Source organism: Streptomyces sp. NBC_00440, assembly GCF_036014215.1.
Taxonomy (GTDB): Bacteria; Actinomycetota; Actinomycetes; order Streptomycetales; family Streptomycetaceae; genus Streptomyces.
Genome location: NZ_CP107922.1, coordinates 263,986 through 281,584 on the forward strand (window position 1 = coordinate 263,986; position 17,599 = coordinate 281,584).

The 17,599-nt window shown below is 70.0% G+C and carries 14 protein-coding genes and 1 pseudogene; 4 read left to right on the forward strand and 11 right to left on the reverse strand.

Going from position 1 to position 17,599, the window contains the following annotated elements; genetic code table 11:
- Positions 1-95: 95 nt before the first annotated feature.
- Positions 96-569 carry a hypothetical protein gene (locus OHB13_RS38605; RefSeq protein WP_328380777.1) on the reverse strand — a complete coding sequence of 158 codons (474 nt, stop codon included), beginning with the start codon at positions 567-569 and terminating at the stop codon, positions 96-98.
- A gap of 90 nt (positions 570-659) precedes the next feature.
- On the reverse strand, positions 660-908 hold the full coding sequence (locus OHB13_RS38610) for a hypothetical protein (RefSeq protein WP_328380779.1): 249 nt from the start codon (positions 906-908) through the stop codon (positions 660-662).
- A 711-nt stretch (positions 909-1,619) separates the two neighbouring features.
- Between OHB13_RS38610 and OHB13_RS38615 the strand changes: the two genes are divergently transcribed.
- From OHB13_RS38615 to OHB13_RS38630, 4 genes are all read left to right on the forward strand, one after another.
- Positions 1,620-2,369 carry an ATP-binding protein gene (locus OHB13_RS38615; RefSeq protein WP_328380780.1) on the forward strand — a complete coding sequence of 250 codons (750 nt, stop codon included), beginning with the start codon at positions 1,620-1,622 and terminating at the stop codon, positions 2,367-2,369.
- Between the two features lie 119 nt (positions 2,370-2,488).
- Positions 2,489-3,547, forward strand: a complete 1,059-nt coding sequence (locus tag OHB13_RS38620; RefSeq protein WP_328374584.1) for a tyrosine-type recombinase/integrase — start codon at positions 2,489-2,491, stop codon at positions 3,545-3,547.
- A gap of 90 nt (positions 3,548-3,637) precedes the next feature.
- Positions 3,638-3,925 carry a helix-turn-helix domain-containing protein gene (locus tag OHB13_RS38625; RefSeq protein ID WP_328336003.1) on the forward strand — a complete coding sequence of 96 codons (288 nt, stop codon included), beginning with the start codon at positions 3,638-3,640 and terminating at the stop codon, positions 3,923-3,925.
- Positions 3,926-4,362: 437 nt separating this feature from the next.
- Entirely contained in the window at positions 4,363-5,490 is a 1,128-nt protein-coding gene (locus OHB13_RS38630) for a hypothetical protein (RefSeq protein WP_328374582.1), read from the forward strand.
- Between the two features lie 141 nt (positions 5,491-5,631).
- Here the strand turns inward: OHB13_RS38630 and OHB13_RS38635 are convergent.
- From OHB13_RS38635 to OHB13_RS38675, 9 genes and pseudogenes are all read right to left on the reverse strand, one after another.
- Positions 5,632-5,958, reverse strand: a pseudogene (locus OHB13_RS38635) (helicase associated domain-containing protein); the annotation flags it as partial.
- 260 nt (positions 5,959-6,218) lie between these two features.
- Positions 6,219-6,392, reverse strand: a complete 174-nt coding sequence (locus OHB13_RS38640) for a hypothetical protein (protein ID WP_328374580.1) — start codon at positions 6,390-6,392, stop codon at positions 6,219-6,221.
- A 74-nt stretch (positions 6,393-6,466) separates the two neighbouring features.
- Positions 6,467-7,174: a TniQ family protein gene (locus OHB13_RS38645; protein ID WP_328374578.1), complete on the reverse strand. Its 708-nt coding sequence runs from the start codon at positions 7,172-7,174 to the stop codon at positions 6,467-6,469.
- A complete protein-coding gene (locus OHB13_RS38650) occupies positions 7,171-8,157 on the reverse strand; it encodes an ATP-binding protein (protein WP_328374576.1) in 987 nt (328 codons plus the stop codon). The genes OHB13_RS38645 and OHB13_RS38650 overlap by 4 nt, the downstream gene beginning before the upstream one ends.
- Positions 8,158-8,270: 113 nt before the next feature.
- Positions 8,271-10,397, reverse strand: coding sequence for a transposase (locus OHB13_RS38655; RefSeq protein ID WP_328374574.1), 2,127 nt, complete (start codon positions 10,395-10,397; stop codon positions 8,271-8,273).
- Between the two features lie 13 nt (positions 10,398-10,410).
- Positions 10,411-11,265 carry a TnsA-like heteromeric transposase endonuclease subunit gene (locus tag OHB13_RS38660; RefSeq protein ID WP_328380181.1) on the reverse strand — a complete coding sequence of 285 codons (855 nt, stop codon included), beginning with the start codon at positions 11,263-11,265 and terminating at the stop codon, positions 10,411-10,413.
- 102 nt (positions 11,266-11,367) lie between these two features.
- The gene (locus OHB13_RS38665; RefSeq protein ID WP_328374572.1) at positions 11,368-13,758 is read right to left on the reverse strand and encodes a helicase associated domain-containing protein; all 2,391 of its coding nucleotides are present in this window, start codon (positions 13,756-13,758) and stop codon (positions 11,368-11,370) included.
- A 16-nt stretch (positions 13,759-13,774) separates the two neighbouring features.
- A complete protein-coding gene (locus OHB13_RS38670; protein WP_328374570.1) occupies positions 13,775-16,444 on the reverse strand; it encodes a DEAD/DEAH box helicase in 2,670 nt (889 codons plus the stop codon).
- Positions 16,445-16,480: 36 nt separating this feature from the next.
- On the reverse strand, positions 16,481-17,107 hold the full coding sequence (locus OHB13_RS38675; RefSeq protein ID WP_328374568.1) for a hypothetical protein: 627 nt from the start codon (positions 17,105-17,107) through the stop codon (positions 16,481-16,483).
- Between the last annotated feature and the right edge of the window lie 492 nt (positions 17,108-17,599).

Consider the following 17,599-nt stretch of genomic DNA (forward strand, 5'->3'; position numbering starts at 1 on the left):
CGGGTTAGGGGAAGTCCCGTTCGACTTCGGCTGACCACACACAGCGGGGTCGGGCAGGGTCACCCTGTCTGGCCCCGCTGCTCGTTCCTGGCTGTTCACCGGCTGTGGCGGATGCGCGGTCCCCACGCGAATTCGAGGTCGTCCAGGAAGACGGTCTCCAGCTCCGTCTTCCACTGGCTGCGCAGACTGAACGGGTTGGTCTCCATCCGCTCCAGGATGACCAGGGTCTCGGGCTGTCCGACCAGCGCGTACCGGCGGTGCGAGGCGGGCCTGCTGCCCTGCCCCCAGTCGCGCAGCAGTTCCTCCAGACGCGCGCGGTGCTGCTCCACGAACACCTCCAAGCGCTCGATGTACCCCTCGCGTTCCTCGGTGCGCACCGTGCTCAGCGCGACGTCCAGGAACTCACCGTCCGGCCAGTGACGCTCGCCCGGCGCGGCCAGAGCCCACGTGAACCGCTCCGCGGCCACCAGGACGTCCTTCGCGTCCACTGCCGCGGCCGGGGCCGGTTCCTGCAGCGGAGCTTCCTCCGGGTCGGGGGAGGCCGGCTGCCGTAGGTGGGCGATCAGCATGGCGCTGGAGGCGGCGCGCCCGCGCTGCGCGTGGGCGGTGGTGTCGGCGATGCGCAGCAGGTAGCTGGCGACGTCGCGGACTCCGGTGTCTCAGCCGGCCTCGAAGCGTTCCTCGGACCCGTTTGGGGCGCTGCTCTCGGAGATCCAGGTGTGGGCCCCGGCCACCGCCCCGGCCTCCACTTTCGACACGATCTCGTCCGCCTGCTCGTGTCCGATTCCGACGGCAGCCAGGGCCTGGAAGACCGTGAACCGTGCCGCCGTGGCCTCGCTCTGGTGGTGGCTGATGCGGGCCAGCTCCTGGCCGTACGCGTCCGCGTCATGCTGTTGCTCGGTGCTCATGCTGCCCACTCCAGTCCGAGGTCGGCCAACTGCCGGAGCTTGTCGGTGGTGAGCTTGGCCCGCTGTGAGTGGGCGTGTTGGTGGCATTGGGTGGGTGTCAGCGGGGTGGGGCGGTGCGTGCCTGGTCGCGTCGTATGCGTGGGCGGTTGATCCTGCTGTCATGGGGTGACCAAGCGGCTGCTGTTTTGTGGCGAGGACGGGGCAGGTTGGCTGTCATGGGGGTGGCTGTTCCTATGGGCGGGGCTCCCGGGGTGTGGCCTGGTGTTGGTCGGGTGGGCGGTCGTGGAGTGCTTGGAGGATGTCGGCTTGGTGTTGCTGGCGCCCCTGGAGGGATGAGGTGCCTGCCGGCTGCTGTCGTGGGGTAACCGGGTGGCTGTCACGGTGTGGTTAGCAGGTCGCGGTCCAACTGTGTTGGGTTTGCCTGTTTCTGTATGGGTGGGTGGCCGGGGCGGGTGGGGTTGGCCGTGTGACGGTTTTACAGACCCCGGTGGGGGAGGCGGTGCCGGGTCCGGCTGGTTCGGCGGAGGCCGGGCGGGTGGAGCGGGCCGTGGTGCGGCGGCTGCTGGCGGTGGATCGGGGTGAGGGCGGTCTGTCGGCGTTGCACGTGCGGATCGCGGCCGGGCTGGCGGGGGTGTCGGAGCGGACGGTGTGCGGTGGCTGCAGCAGGGGCGCGAGGGGCGGGTGGAGGCGCGGCCGCGGCAAGGCGGGTTCGTGGTAGGTGACGCCTTGTGGGAGGTGCTCACGCAGGTGGGCGGGAACGTCGCCGAGCTGCGCCGCAGGATGCTCCGGGCGCAGGACGAGGGCGTGCTTCAGCGGTGGGGTGTCGAGGTGGTGCCGTCGTTGGCGACGCTGCACCGTGCGATCAAGGACGAGCTGAGGGCGGGCCGGGTGCTTCAGGCCGCCCGCGCGGCGTCGGGCCGGGTGGAGCCGAGCCGGTACGACCGGGCGCTGGCCGAACTCGGCTTCGCCGATGGTGCGGACGGCCCGCCGGTCGTGGACGGTCCGGACGCCATGCCGTCCGGTACGGGTGGTGAGGAACGGCCCGGCGTGGTGAAGGGTGCTGCGCGTGCCCGGGTGTCGGGTGGGGTGCGCCTGTACGCGCCGGGAGCGCGGCTGGTGTCCACGCGGCAGGTGGCCGGGGTGGTGGAGGCGGTGGGACACACGGTCGCCGCGCGGGGGATCGGCTGCGTATACGGGGACACGGGGCTGGGGAAGACGGTCGCGGTCGAGCAGGCTCTGCACCTGCTGCCTGCCCGGGTGCCGGTGTGGCGGGCGGTGGTGGGAGTCAAGCCCGGGCTGCCGCAGGTGCGGGCCGCGTTGTGCGAGGCACTGGGGCTGCCGTCGGGGTCGCTGACCCACCGTGCCGGACCGGCTGACCAGGCGCTGGCGGAGGCGCTGGCTGAGCCGGGTGTGCTGTTCCTCGACGACGCGCAGCGTCTGTCGCCGCCGGTGTGTGGATGACCGGGTTATTCGTGAGGTGGGGGTTGCTTTTCTGCAGCTGTCTCGTTGATGGATTCGGTGGCACAGGGGTTGTTCAGGTGCCGCCTTAACCAAGAGTCATTGCTGGTTGGCGGTGGAGTGTGGCGGGGAAGCCGTTTCTTCGGCTGGTCGAGGGCGGGCTCTGCGGCCCTGCTCCCGAGGCCGGGCAGGTACCCGATGTGTGGGCGTTCCAGGCCCGCTGCGTGCAGGCATTCGCCTCGACATGGACAGCGAGAGGCTTCGCTCCCACCACGATCGGCTGCTATACGTCGCTGCTGGAACGGGTGCTGGACCACTATGACCGGCCGGTGTGGCAGATCGAGCCGGCCGACGTGGACGCGATGCTCCACTCCCTGGTGGTGGCGGGGCGGGCGGCGGGGACCAGACGCCAGTACCTGCAGATGCTCCGCACGTTCCTCACCTTCGTCCAGGCCCGCTACGCCACCGAGATCCGCACCCTGTACGGCACCCCGGTGGCCAACCCGCTGGACCGGTTCAACCGGCTGCGCCATGTCTTCGACGACACCCCGCGCACCCTGCCGCCCACCGCCGAGCGCCTCACCGCGTTCTTCGCCTTCGCCCGCCAGCGCCTGACCACTACGTCCGACTACCCGGCCGCGGCAAGGGACTACGCACTGCTGCGCACCCTCTACCACTCCGCTCCCAGAGTGAGCGAAGCCATTCGCTTCGACCAATGCGACGTCCATCCCGCACTCGGCCCGACAGGCAAGCTCCACGTCCGATTCGGCAAGGCGGCCAACACCTCGGGACCCCGCCCGAGATGGGCACCCATGCTCGACGGACTGGACCAGATCCTCGCCTGGTACCTGGGAGACGTACGCCCCTTCTTCCCCGACACCACCCCGCTGTTCTGCGACGCCCACGGCCAGCCGCTGAAGCCGGACACCGTACGCGACCGCCTCTCCCACCTCCTGGACCTGGAAGGCCGCCCCGCAGACGACCGGTTCACCCCGCACGATCTGCGCCGGGCCTGCGCGACCCACCACTACGAGAAGGGCATGGACCTGCTCGCAGTCCAGCAGCTCCTCGGTCACTGGCACATCGCCTCGACGATGGCCTACGTGCGGCCCTCGCTCACCTTCGTCGAAGACGCCTGGCGCCGCGCCACGTCGACCGCCGTCACTAGCCTGGCCGGCTGACCCCAGGGCAGGACACCCATGACCACACCACCCCCTCTGCACGCCGTCGAGCCCGTGACCCCGCCACCGCAGGTGGAGTGGAGACTTCGGATGACCGCGGCACAGCGCGGTATCTGGACCGGCACCGAACTGCGCCGCCTGCTCGCCGAGCGGGCCGGCCTCGAGCTGTCTGCGGCATCGGTGTCCGCCCTGTTCACCAAACAGCCCTCCCAGGTGAAGCTCTCCACCCTGGCCGCCCTGTGCGCCGCCCTGGACTGCACCCCAGGCGACCTGCTTACCGTCGGCGAGCCCGCCATACCCCCACCACCTACACCACGCACCACCCCACCACCTCGACAGCAGCCCGTGCCCAGCCACCGATCCCTGCCACCGCTGTGACCGCACCCCGCCCCGCACACCCCGCGACGGACCCGCCCACGACCACCCGTGCCACACCCTCTCGTGTCAAAGACAACTGCCCGGCCTGCCACCGACTGCGCTGGCTGCACCCCGACACCGGCCGCTGCCCCTGGTGCTCACGCACCTGCACCCTCTGCGGCGCACCACGGCGCTCCGCCCAGGACCTGTGCGCGGCATGCCGACGCCGATCCGCAGGACAACGAGCTCGGGGCCCCTGCCAGCACTGCGGACGCCGACGTGCCCTCGACGCGGCGACCCAGCACTGCCGAGCCTGTACCGACCCCGCTGCCGCCCCGCCCCCGGCCCACTGCGAGCAATGCGGAACCAGCGGCCAGTGGGCCAAAGGCCTCTGCAAGCGCTGCTACGAGCATTCACCCCACACCGTCCTGACCCGCGCGGCCGGCTGGGCCAAGCGCATGCCCGCCCCGCCCTCCTGGTGGAGCGGCCTCGCCGCACACCTCGCAGCGCACCGACACCCGATCTACGCGGCCGACCTCATCGCCACCACCGCGCGCCTGCTCCTCCACGCCGAGTCCTGCGACCCCCGCAGCCTCCTCGCCCGCGCCAAAAGCGATGCCCCCGAACTCGTCGGAGCGCTCACCGACTTCTTCCGCACCCACGGCCACCTCGACCCACCCCCACCCCCACGCCTCGCCGACAGACGAGCAACAGAACGCCGATCCCGCCGCATCGAGTCCACACCCGCCCCTCTGCGCTCCCAGACCGAGAAGTTCGCCGCCTTCCTCCTGCTCCAGCGCGAGCAAGCCGAACACCTGGGGCTACGGCCCAACCAGCTGAAAACCATCGAGATCCGACTCGCAGCCGTCCGCGACCTGGCCCTCCACCTCCACACCGAGGGCCACACGAACTGGGCCAGTGTCACCACCGCCCACATGGAATCCTTCCTGGCCCTCAACCCGGCCCTCCGCGCATCCCGACTCGCGGGACTGCGTCAGTTCTTCGCGTACGCCCACCACGCCAAAGTCATCCTCCACAACCCGACCGACCCCATAACCGCCGTACAGCACAGGGGGTTTCACGGCCCCACCCTCACTCTGACCCAACAGCGCACCCTGTACCAGCGGTGGACCACCCACCACGACATCCACCCGCACGAGGCATTCATCGGCCTCGCCGCCCTGCTCCACGCAGCAACCATCACCGAGCTGCGCCAGCTCACTGACACCGGGATCAACCCCCATCACCACAGCGTCCACTTCCCCGGCAGATCCCTGGCCATCCCGCTCGACGACGCGACCTGGACCGCACTCCAACGCTGCCAAGAACACCGACACCAACTCGGCTCGGACAACCCCCACCTGCTCGTCACCCGGCTCACCCGCACCCACCACGGCCCCGCCGGCGCCGCTCACATCCGCGACACCCTCGCCCCTACCGGCCTCCGGCCCCGCATCCTGCGCTCTACTCGCCTGCTCACCCTCGCCGATGAACTCGACGCTAAGATCCTCACCACCTCACTGGGGATGTCCTACGCAGGAGTCGCCCACTACCGGCCCAGCCCGAACCTCACCAAGCCAATATGACGGTCCGAGCCCGGCGAACCGCTTGAGCTGCTCCTCGCAATGTCTATGTCCACCCAGGCATGGTGCCTTAGCGGTCTCTGGATCACCCCACGCCGTAGAGGGTTGCCTCCCGGCACACGGCAGGCAACCCTCCGCCGGAACTCATGCCCAGTCCACGCCCAGCTCCCGCAGTGCGTCCCGCTGCTCCTGGGCGAGCTTCTCCCGCCTCGATTTGGTGTTGGAGACCCACACACCGAGCCGGACGGCCACGGGTTCCGTCTCACCGGCGACTGTGATTTCTTCGCTGTGCCCCCTTGGTACTGGCCGGTGGGCGCCTTCCCGATCGACCCACTGCGCGAGAGCCGTCAGGCCGCGCTGGAATGCCTGCTGCGCCTTGCCCTGGCTCTTCGCCGTGGGCGCGGCCGCCGGGGCGGGAGAAGGGGCCTCAGCGCCCTTGATGCCCAGCGCGGTCAGCCGCTCGCGCTGCTCTGTGACGGAGTAGTGATCTTCAGGGGGTTGGGCTGTTCTGGTCTGGTGTTCCGTCTTTTGGGGTGGGATTCGGGACGGCTGAAGCGGTTGGGTTCGGGCGTGATGGGCCGGGGCTGGTGAGTGTGTTCGGTTTGGTTGTTCGGGCTCTTGGCCTGTGGTCCGGTAGTTGTGTGGGATTGATCTTGGTTTTCTTGTAGGTGTGGTGGCACGCCCGTAGGTGGCCGTACCAATGCGCCGGGGTGGATGGGGACTTGTGCTGGTCAGTGGCGTGTGTGGGTGAGGAAGGCCCGGAGGGGATCGTTCGCGTTGCTGGCCAGGCGGGGCAGTCCGAGTCGGTGGGCGATGAGGTTGAGGGCCTTGCCGGTGTCGCGGTGTGGCCGGTTCGGGAGGGCGGCGAGTGCGCGGGCGAGGGTGACGGTTTCCGGGTAGGTCACCAGGTCGCGGGTCAGCAGGGCGGGGGAGGCGTTGCCTGTGGTGGTCAGGTGGGGGTTGGCCTTGCAGAGCCGGGTCAGGCGGGTGTGCCAGCGGTGGGTGAGGTGTTGCTGGTGGTCGTACCAGCGGGTGGTGATGGCGCGTGCTGCGGTCCAGGCGGTGGCAGCTCGGGGGTGTCGTAGCAGGCGCTGGTGGGGGCGCGATGTGCGGCGGCGAGTTCGGGCACGCCCTGGATACGGACGCTGGTGGCGAGTCGTGGGTCGGGGGCGGCTTGGTGGTGGCGTGGGCACACCAGCCGGTGCGGCGGCCGATGAACCCAGGCGGTGTCGGTGGTGCCGTGGCTGCGGTGGCGGGTGCACAGGGCGCAGGCGCGGACGGGCTGCTGCTCGGCATCGAGCCGCTTCCAGCGCGCGGCGGCAGCGATGTGGTGGGCGTCGTCGGTGGGTACGAGGCGGGGCAGGGCGCGCGTCAGGTGGGGGAGTGGCGTGCGGGTCAGGACGGCGAGGTGCTGGGTCGCGGTGTGGTTGAGGTGGAGTTCGGCTGCGGGTGGCGTGCCGTGGCGATGGAGGGTGATGTTGGCGCCGTCGAGGAGCTGGGGCAAGGTCAGCTGGTAGGTGTCGGCGAGGCGTTGGGTGTAGGAGGCGGTTGCTTCGCCGGGCAGTGGCCGTACACGGGAGACGCCCGGTGCGGCTGACGGGATCCGCAGCCATGTCCCTGCGGCGACGATGCGCTGTGCAGCAGCGGCCCCTGCCGCGGCGCGGGTTGTGACGTCTGTCCGGCTCACGACGTGCTGGTGTTCCGGCTTCGCGGCCGGGTGCGGGGTTGGTGGTGCTGTTCGGCGAGGTGGTCGAGGCGGATGGCGTCGAGGGTGGTTTTGGTGATGCGTTCGGTGCCGTCGATGAGGGCGGTGATGGCTGCTTGGCGGATGAGGCGGGCGAGGCTGCCGATGCGGCCGGCGGTGCGCTCGTGCAGGTACGGGGCCAGCCGGGGGAGGGTTCCGGGCCGGTGATGGCGCAGATCCAGTGCGGTTTCCATGGCGGTGATGAGGTCGCGGAAGGGTTCTTCGTCGCCGAGGCGGGCGGGGAAGGGGTCGCAGTCGATGAGGGAGGCGCGTCCGGCGAGCTGGGCGCCGCGTACGCCGGTGAACAGGGGCGTGGTGGTGACGTCGATGCCGGCATAGACGAAGGTGGCGCCGATGCGTTCAGTGAGATCTTTGATCAGGTCGGCGCTCTGGGCGCCGGTGGTGGTGCGGGGGTTGAGCCGGTGGATCTCGTCGATCATCACCAGCTGGACTTTGGCGGCGGTGTAGGTGTGGCAGACAGCGTTCGTGATCTGGGTCTGGGACATGCCTGTGGTGACGGGGATGCCGAGGTAGCGGGCGAATTCGATGGCGAGGGTCTTGGCGCTGGCGGCGGGCGGGACCAGGACGTAGGCGACGGGGGCTTGTCCGGCTGCTGCCGTGGCGCCGTGGCGGCGGATGTGGGCGAGGTGGCAGGCGCGGCCGACCTGGAGCAGGGCGGTGGTTTTCCCGGCGCCGGCGGGACCGGTGACGATGAGGGAGGGCCGGGCAGTGACGGTCTGGTGGCGGCCGAGGATCATCAGGGTGCGCACGTTCTTGGCGAGGGCGTCGATGGCGGGGGTGCGCACGGTGACGAACCGCGAGTGGTAGGCCAGGCGTTCCTCGAGGCTGCGGTGCGGTGTGCCGGGTGGGGGAGGAGCTGCCACGGGTGTGGTGGCGAAGGCCTGGAAGCCGTCCCAGGTGGTCACCGCCTGTGGCTGCGGATCAGGGGCGCCGCCGGCACTTGCCGCGGTGCCGGGATTCCGGTGCGCTGTCGACGGGCATGGGCCGGCCGGTGCACCGCTCGTGCTCGACGAGGCGTTCACCACTGCTCGGCTTCCGCTTCGGCGTCCCACAGCCCGTACCCGCCTGCCTCGGGCGGCAGCACGCTCGCGCCCTCCGGCTCGCTAACGTCGGTCTCGTCGGCCGCGGTATCGACACTGATGAGGTCGTCCAGGCTCTCGCTCCAGTCCGGTGCCGGGGCCGGTGCGGTCTCTGCGTCGAGTGGGCGCCGTTGGCCTGGAAGATCGGGCAACTGTGCTGCCGTACCGGCGCGGGAGGCTCTCCGACGGCGGGTTTTCTGCTCGGTCTCGGCGGGGTGGCGGGTGCGGCGCAGGAGCTGGTCGAGGGCGTCGGCGAGGTCGGCCTCATGCTGCTCCCGGTCCCCGCGTTGTTCGACCTCGGCCTGGACGTGGCGCCAGATGGCGTCGTTGAAGGGCTGGTGGACGTGGTCGCGGTGGATCCAGGGGATTTCGTGGAGGTGTCCGTCGGTGAGGCGGACGAAGATCTGGCGGGCGTCGTGGGGGTTGTGGTGGACCTCCCACTTGCCGTCCTTGCTGGTGATGGGGGAGCGCTCGCTGCGGTGGGGGTCGAGGATGTCGTGGTTGTAGGTGCGGTAGTCGAGGCGGATGCCGCGTTCGGTGATGGGCTGCCAGCGCACGGGCAGCAGTTCGAGGTAGTCGGCCCCGGTCAGCGGCACAGGCACGTAGCCGCTGATGGTGATCAGTGCGGCCCACATTTGGTTCGGGGTGAGGGCGGTTTTGGGCAGGACGGGGTGGCGCAGTCCGTCGTGGGGACGGTTCTGCCAGCCGCAGGTGATCCACTCGTCGAGGAAGTCCTGCAGCTGCCCAATCGTCCAGCGGGCCTCGGCCGCGGTCTTGGAGCCGCGGCGCTGGGGGTTGGATCCGGTGTGGCCGGCGACGTGCTGGCAGAACAGGTCGTTGATCGAGCCGAAGGTCCGCTCCACCACGGCCTTGGCCTGCGGCCGTCTCGGTGGAGCGGGCTGCACGTTTACCCCGAGCGTCTCGCAGGCGGCGACGAAGCCCTGCGAGAGGTAGATCTTGCCGCGGTCGACGACAATCGTCTCGGGCACGATCACCGGCCGCGCGGCCGCGCCCTCCAGGCGCTTGTCCAGCGACAGCATCCGCTCAAAGGGCACTTCGGCCCGCGACAGGTGAAGCGAGGTGGGCCAGGTCGGCCGAGCAGGGTGGGGAACAGCCATTTCCGCCAGGAGGAGGGCGGCGTCGACGGCTTTGGTGCTGTGCGGGCGCAGGATGGCGGCCAGGATGGAGCGGGTGGCGACGTCGACGGCGATCGTCAGCTCCGGCCGGCCCAGGCTGCCGCCCTCGAGGACGGCCATGATGTCCAGACGGGTGGTGTCGATCTGCACCTGCTCCCCGGGCCGCAGCACCACCGGCGCTGCCGACGAGGCGCGGGCGGGTGCGGTGGCGGTACGCGCGGGCCGACCCGGACGATCGGCCGGGTCGGCCAGCACACTCACCAGCCGGTAGAACGACGACCGCGACGGCATCTCCACCACCCCGCGCCCGTGCGTATCCTCCAGGATCTGCCCGACCAGTACCTGCAGTCCCTTCACCGTTCCCTTCGACCGGCCCCGCTGGCGCCGCAGCGCCTCCAGCACAGCAGCCACGACCCGCTCGTCGGCATACCCCGTCGGATGACGCCCACGGGCCGGCACCGCACGCTTGTCGACCAGCCCCCACAAACCCTGCTTGCGGTAGGCGTGCCGCATCCGCTGCACCGTCGTAGGCGTCACCCGGGCGAAGCCGAGCGCTGCCAGTTCCTTCGCCTTGGCCGCGTCCCGCTGCGCCAGCGTCCACCGCTCGGGGTCGTACTCCGGCCGCATCGTCTGGGCGTCACGGCTGCCCGGGGCATGCGGCAGCCCGGTCTCCACTTCCCGGATATGGGGCAGCCAGGCCAGCGCCCGCTGCTGGGCCGCCACCGGAACGGTCTCGAACAGTCCCCACTGCGGCACCGCGTCCGGCGCCCGCGCGCCCACTACTTCGAAGCCCGGGTCGGCGAACAACCGCCCCAGCAGCAGGCTCGTTTCGGTGCCGTCCTCCTGCAGCAGGTAGACCTGCTGGCCCTGCAAGGCGGCGACCTGCCAGGTCTGTCCCCGGTAGGCGACGTGCGCGCCGACCTCCACCACCGGCCGCGGGCTCCTACCGAGTGTGCTGCCCACTGCGCTCGCCCCTTCCTTGGCTGCCGCCGGCGCCCAGCTGCTTTTCGACGCCCCCACCAATGCGTTCTGCGTCAGAGCAGACCAGCGCCTCCTCGTGCAGCGGCTCATCAAGAGGCGTCGTCAGATGCCCGCACCACAGCGCGTGATAGACAGCCGGCAGCACTTGCAGCGGATCGCCTACTGCGGCTGCGCCGCCGGCCAGCGGCCGGGGCCCGGCGAACGCTTCGGCCAGCGTGGCCCGCAGCCCGGGCGGGCCCTGATTACGTGGGTGGCGGTAGCCGGCCAGCCACCGCAAGTTCGCCGCCACCACCGCTGGAGGTGGCTCAAGGCGCCGGTAAGCCCAGCCCACGCGGGCACACGCCGCCTCCAGGACCATCCGCGCCCGCTGCGCCCTGTCTGCCCCGGTGGTCGGGCTGGAGGGGCAGTCGGCGAGCAGGCCGGTGCCTTCGGTGTACCGGGCGAACAACTGAGGCACCCACGAGCGCACCCGCCCGTCGGGATCCCGCCACAGCAGCCGTACCGGACGTGCGGACAGGCCGGTCACGTCCGGATTCCGGTCCAGGACCATCAGCTGGGTGCGCATTGCTGCCGAACCGTGTACGACGTGCCGTCCGGTGGTCGCCGACCACCACCAGCCCGGCCCCCACCGGCGGCCCGGAACGACCGGAAACGCGGATACCGGCGCGAGGTCCTCGAACCGCACCGATGCCGTCGCCTGATCCCACGGCAACTGCGTCAACTGCCCGGCGGCCGTGACGAACGCGGCCTCGATTCCCGCACCGCCGCCCCCTGCGGTAGCCTGCTGCACCCGCCTGCCGTGCTCGTGCCCCTCCACACTCAACAGCCAAGTGCATGGGTGGCTGCTGAACGCCGTGATCTGGATCCGCCACCCGAACGGGTGAACGGCGGCCGCGACGCCGAGCTCCTGCACCCGTGGTCAGACCAGGGAGGTTCTCAGTTCCTGCAGGAGCCGCTGTTGGCCGGGCAACAAGGCGTGGCGTTGAGCGAGTTGCTCGCTGAACCAGGAGCGCAGCTTGGGCGGTGGTTCGAGGCCGGCGATGAGCAGGAGACGCAGATGGTGGTAGTCGCGCTGCCAGGCGAACGCCCACGGAGGGAACCACCACGGATCCAGAGCAGCGAGGGCCTGCATGCCCGGCCACGGAGCCGGTGTGCGGCGCGCGTGGGCTCCGGCCTCTCCGCGTTTGCTGGTGAGCCACCTTCCCAGCGGGAACCCGTTGTGCTGAACGGGGTGCGGCAGCGCCAGGTGGCCGTGAACGCCGACGTAGTCCCGGGCATGGGCCAAGCCCACGGCGAAGTCGATCCGGGCGCCGGTGGGGTGGTACCACGCGGTCTGCCTCGCTTGTGCGGCCTCGGCGGTGACGCCCATCTCCCGCAGTAGATCTTGCTGGCGGGGGTGGAGCTCTTCGAACAGGGCGCACTGCGCGTACAGCCATGATCTGGCAGACGCCCCCACCCCGGCGAAGCCATCCCCCGGCACCAGCAGCTGATTGCTGCCGCACTGCTTGCGGGCGTGGTGGTAGGCGCGTTGCCATGCCATGGGCCACGGCGGGTTCCACCACGGGTCGATGGCGGACAGTGCACGGCTCCGGTCGGTTTCCTTCTCCGCCATACGGGCCCGGCTGCGTTGGCTCATCAGCCACTGCCCAAGAGGAAAACCGTCCTGCCGCGTGCTCTTGGACGTGGCGAGGTGGCCGTGGACGGCGGCAAAGGCTCGGGCGTAGTCCAGGCCGGCCGCGAAGGCCTGAGCAAGGCTGTTACGGCGAGGGCGTGCTGAGCGGGCGTGCGCGGGCCGGATTCCGAGATCTGCGAGCAGGCGTTGCTGGCCCACGTGGAGGTCGTCGTACCGGGAACACTGCTCATGGAGCCACTCGCCCAAGGCGAGGCTGGTGCCGGGGAATCCTGCCGTGGCGTCAACGAGGCCATGCTTTTGAACGTGTACCAGGGCGCGGTGGTACGTCCGTCGCCAGGAGATGGGCCAGGGACCATTCCACCAGGGATCGATGCGATGCAACGCCTGCGCCCGCTCGATGGGGAGCGCTGCTACTCCGGTTCTCTGATTGGCCAGCCACGGCCCCAGAGCAAAACCCTCGTGACGGCCGTACTTGGGAACAGCGAGATGCCCGTGACGCGCCGCGTAGGAACGGGCGTGTGCCAAGCCGACCTGATACGCCTGCTCTGCACGGGACTGCCTTCCTCCTACCGGAGCACTGCCGACGTGCTGGAGGCGCAACTCCCGCAGCTGCGCCGCAAGCCCACGAGGCCGGTGCGCGACCGGAACCGCCCACACCTCTTCCTCGGACACTGCTCCGCGCTCCCGCCGCACACACGCCCGCACCCAGGCGAACAAGGCTCCTGCACTGGAGGAGGCAAGCTGTTCCACCAGCCACGGGCGGCCCAGACGGCGAGCCAGCTCGGTCAGCAGACGGGGAACCTCGGCCAACGTGTGCGGCATCTGACCGTGCGTGTCCTCTAATACGCGTTGTCGCCACAACCGGTCACATAGAACCGTCGTGACCGCGACAGCCTCGGGATACGTCACCACGTCCCGGGCGAGCACCGCCACCTCACCCTCGGGGAGATCGGCACAGACACGACCAAGACGCGCCGGCCAGATCACTTCGTCCCGCCGGCCCGCGTCCCACCAGGAGGCAACGACCGCCTGGGCCACGGCAAAAGCGCTCTCGCACGAGCCCCTACGGCGCAGCATCGGCAGAAGGCGCTCGTGCGCACGTATCACCTCCGGTAGCCCGGAGAGGCTCACCTGGCCTTCGACCAGCGTGGCTCTGTCCAGCGCCAGTGAGTCGAGGGACCAGCACTGGTGCCTGATGCAGATCCTTGAACGCAGGTCGCAGTACAGACGGACAGACCAGGGAGCGCCTGTCCGGGCCGCCGTACACAGACGGCATCCCAGCATGACGGCAGGAACTGTGCTGCCGGAGGCGAAGCGCACGTTCGGCTGGTCACCGTTCGCCTTCGCGTCAGCGCCCCCATCCCAGGAAGGCAGCGCGCGGGACAGATGCGACTCCGGCACCTGGCAGAAGGAAGCCAGCCGGCGCCGCACCGCGGACGCCAGGAACAACTCGCCGACGAGACAGCCCTCTCCCCAGACACCACGCACGCCAGGGCCCGCCATCGCAGACAACAGGCCCGTCACAGTGACGTTGTAGCGAGAGGCCAGCCGATTCACGAATGACATCGTCGTTTCACCTGCCACCGGGGCCAGCCGGACGACACCGGACACAGGCCACGAGGAAAACGAATCCGTCACTTGACACTCCACAGCTTCACCGGCGTGCGCGACCGGCATAGGGCTCCCACTGCCTCTACGCCGCCCATTCCATGCCGAGCCCCCGTAGCGCGTCCAGCTGCTCCGGGGTGAGCTTGTCGCGCCTCGCGCGGGTGTTCGATACCCACACGCCTAGCTTGACGACCACCGGCTCCGTCTCGCCGTCAACCGCGATCTCCTCAGCGTGGCTGCGGGGTACCGGCCGGTGGGCACCCTCCCGCTCTACCCACTGGGTGAGGGCTGCCAGTCCACGCTGGAACGCCTGCTGCGCTTTGCCCGGCCCCTTCGCCGCAGGCGTTGCCGCCGGGGCAGGAGACGGGGTCTCAGTGGGCTGCACCCCCAGCGTTGTCAGCCGTTCCTGCTGTTCGGCGGAGAACTGTGTCCAGGTGCTCGCTTCTCTTTGCCGCATGAGCCATCGTCCGATGTCGTCGCCCTCGAAGAGCACGCCGGGTTGGATGTCGGGCAGGTGGCCGTCGGCGTCGGCGAGGTCGGAGAGGACGCGGTAGTGCCGCTGCCAGTCGAGCGGCCAGGGGCAGTTCCAGTCCGGGTCGATCGCCGCCAGCTGCGCGGCACGCACCGCCGCTCGCTCCGGGTCCTTGCCCAGGCCGTTCTTCTGCCCCTTCCGCCGGAGGTTCGCCAGGTGCTGCCCGATGGGCACCATCGCCTCGCCCTCGCCCCAGACGGCGTCCTGCCGGGGTGCGAGGTGTCCGGTGGCTCGCCGGTAGGACCGGAACGCGGCGAGTTTGTTCTCCCACGCTTCGTCGCCGGGTTCCCACACCATCCCGGCGTCGTCGAGGAGCTCCTTGCGGTGGGGGTCGAGTTCGCCTGTGCGCTGGGCGCGGCGTTGCTGGTGCACCCACCGGCCCAGGGGGTAGTCCTTCGTCACGCCGACTGCGGTCTCGGTGTCGTACGGCACGGCGTACAGGCCGGTGATCTCGTTCTCGGTACGCCAGCGGATGAGGGCTTGGTAGCCCTCCAGCCAGACGAGGGATTCGGGCCGGATGACGCGGCAGCGGGTCAGAGCAGCGATGTTGGCGGCGTCCCGGGGAGAAGCAAAGTTGACCACGACCGAGGTGACCCGGTCGACCTCCTGCTGCGCCTCGTCGCTCGCCTCTTGCCCGTCTCCGTTCTGCGCCCCGGTCGCGGGGGTGGGGCGGACGTGGATGCGCCGCCGCTCGGCGCCGCGGGTCAGGGCGTGGGAGGCGAGCTGGTCGACCATGCGTTCCGAGTGCGAGCGCAGGGCTTGGAGGATGTCGACCAGGGGTTGGTAGCTGGCCGAGGCGATCATGTCCTTCGGGTCCTCCTCGGGCTGGAGGAAGACAGGGATGATGATCCGGGCGGTCTTGGTCGTGCCGTCCGGGTTGGGGCGCAGGGCGCGTCCGATGTTCTGAACGACGTCGACCTGGGAGCTGCGCGAGCCGACGATGCACACGGCCTCGACCCCGCGCAGTCCGGTGATATCGACCCCGACCCCGAGCGCCCGTACCGAGGAGAGGAACGCCCGGTGTACGCGTCGGTTCTGGGCGTTGATGCCGTTGGCGAACCGGTGGATCACCGCACGCCGGTGCGCGATGGGATGGTCCCCGCACAGCCAGTCCGCCCATACCCGGTCCGGAGGCACGTGACGGGCCTCCTCCAGCTCGTACAGCTCAGCATCGATCGACGACGCGGGCAGTTCCTCCGCCCCGGCCAGCGCCGCCGCGGAGGCCTCGGCGGTATACAGTTCGGCGGCCGTGCGCGGCATCTGCTCGGCGAACGCGGCCGCCTCCTCCACCCGCTGGTGGAACACCATGGTGGTGTGCAGATTCTGCTGCGCCGCGTGCTCCAGCAGCGCCGCTTGGAGCAGGGCCATGCGCCGGCCACGCAGGGTGTCCCCGGACAGGCCCAGGACCGGGTCCGGGTCGCGGATCTCCAGCACGTCGATCTCGAACCCCGCAAGGATCGAGCGTTCCACTGCCTCCGCCAGACCGAGATCAAAAATCCGGGTGCCGTAGGTGCTGGAGTCATCCTCCATCGACGCGATCACCACCTCCCGGCCGTCCCGCCCGCGCTGCGGCCGGGGCGCGGCGAGGATCCGCGGGGTGGCGGTCAGGTAGAGCCGGAAGTCGACAGGGATCCGACTGTTGTCGTGGATCGCCGCCCACGGCCGCCCCATGTCTCCGGCCGTCATGTGCCCCTCGTCCAGAATGGCCAGGTCAAACGGAGCCATCCGCTGCCCGTACAGCCGCTCCCCGCCGGCCAGAGCCGATTCCAACGGCCCAGGGACAGTCCGGCGACCAGTGACGTCGGCGGGGTCCTCGCGGTCCACGAGGGAGGCGTAGGTGGCGAACACGACCACCGGCCCGGTCCCGGCCCACAGGGCGAGCTGGATCGGGTTGGTGGTGGTGCGCACTCCGAGCTGCTCCAGGACCTCGTCCTTGTCCACCGAGCAGACTGCGACCATCGGCGCCCGGTGCCCGACCCGCCGCCAGGACTGGGCACTCTGCACGATCAGGTCCAGCGTGGGCACCATCACCAGAATCCGCCCGCCCGGGAAGTACTCCAGAGCGCATGCAGCGGTGGTGATCGTCTTGCCGGACCCGGTCGCAGACACCCCCATCGCACGCGCCCCTTCCGGAGGAACAGGCGATCTTGCAGGAAATCCAACCCAGTTACGAAAACTCAACTTCTGGTCGACCTGGTGTTCCTTGAGCGGAACCAAAAGCATTTTCAAGCCCTCCCTAATACTTGTCCCTGATGTCTTTCAGAGGGCCGCGTGCGGAGTGCAGGCCGCGCCCGAGTCATTCCAGATCGACGCATCCGCCTTGTGCCAGCCGCCGGGCTTTCCGTCTTTGAAGGGAGGCTTGTCGTCCGGGTCGTAGTGGCCGGCATTGAGTGTGCAGACGACGTAGTCCCCGTCGCTGTTCACGGTTCGCGCGGTGCACAGAGCGCCGGCCTCGCCCAGCGCCGCCAGCACCCGGCGCCACTGCGTGGTGTTCGGATGCGTGCGCGGCAGCACAGTCCCCCGGACGAACCTCTCCAGCCGAACAAGGTCCGACCGCTCACGCCGCCTCACGCCCGCCAGATGCACGGCCAGCTCAGCGGCCCCGGCCGACCTGCCGGCACGCCGGGACCAGTCACGGTCCGCGATGCCCACCAGGGCCTCGCTCACGGCCGTTACGCCTTCGTCCCAGCCGTTCTCGAAGACCGGGCCCCGGCAGGCCGGCGCCATGCCGTCCAACTCGACCACCTCGCCGGCGGCCCCGGCGACCGCTCCGGCCTCCAGGGAGGCCAGCAGGTCGTCCGCCTCAGCCGCGGGCACGCCCTGCGCCTCCAGGAGCGCGAACAGCTTCAACCGGGCGTTGGTGCCCGCCGTCTGATACTGGCTCACCCTGCGCACAGAATCGCTGCTCAGCGCGGGGCCCGTTCCGATAGATTCGCTGTGACCAGTCATCGACGGGCCGTTCCTCTCGAATATTAAGGGGTCTCTGGGCGACTGTTGGGTGTCCTATATTTTCGCCAACGGTACATGCTGCATCAATTTGATGCAGCGATACACTAGAACCCACACGAACGAGCGACCCCTCCTCCTTGCAGCCAGCCCGGCCCGCGTCAGCGGGCCTTGAGGCCCTGGAGGCGAAGCCGGAGGGGCCGTTGGGCGGGGGAGCGCAGCGGACCCGCTTGGCCAGGTTGGAGCGCAGCGGAAACCTGGCCACTTGGGCGCAGCCCAAGGAGGCTCGGGAGCGCAGCGGACGGGCCGTCAACCATCCCGCGCAGCGGGATGGTTGCACAGTGGCGCAGCCACTCGTTGGCGCTCACGCGGAGCGTGAGCGCAACACCAGGCGCAGCCCGGGTGTTCGCTTGCACATCGCGCAGCGATGTG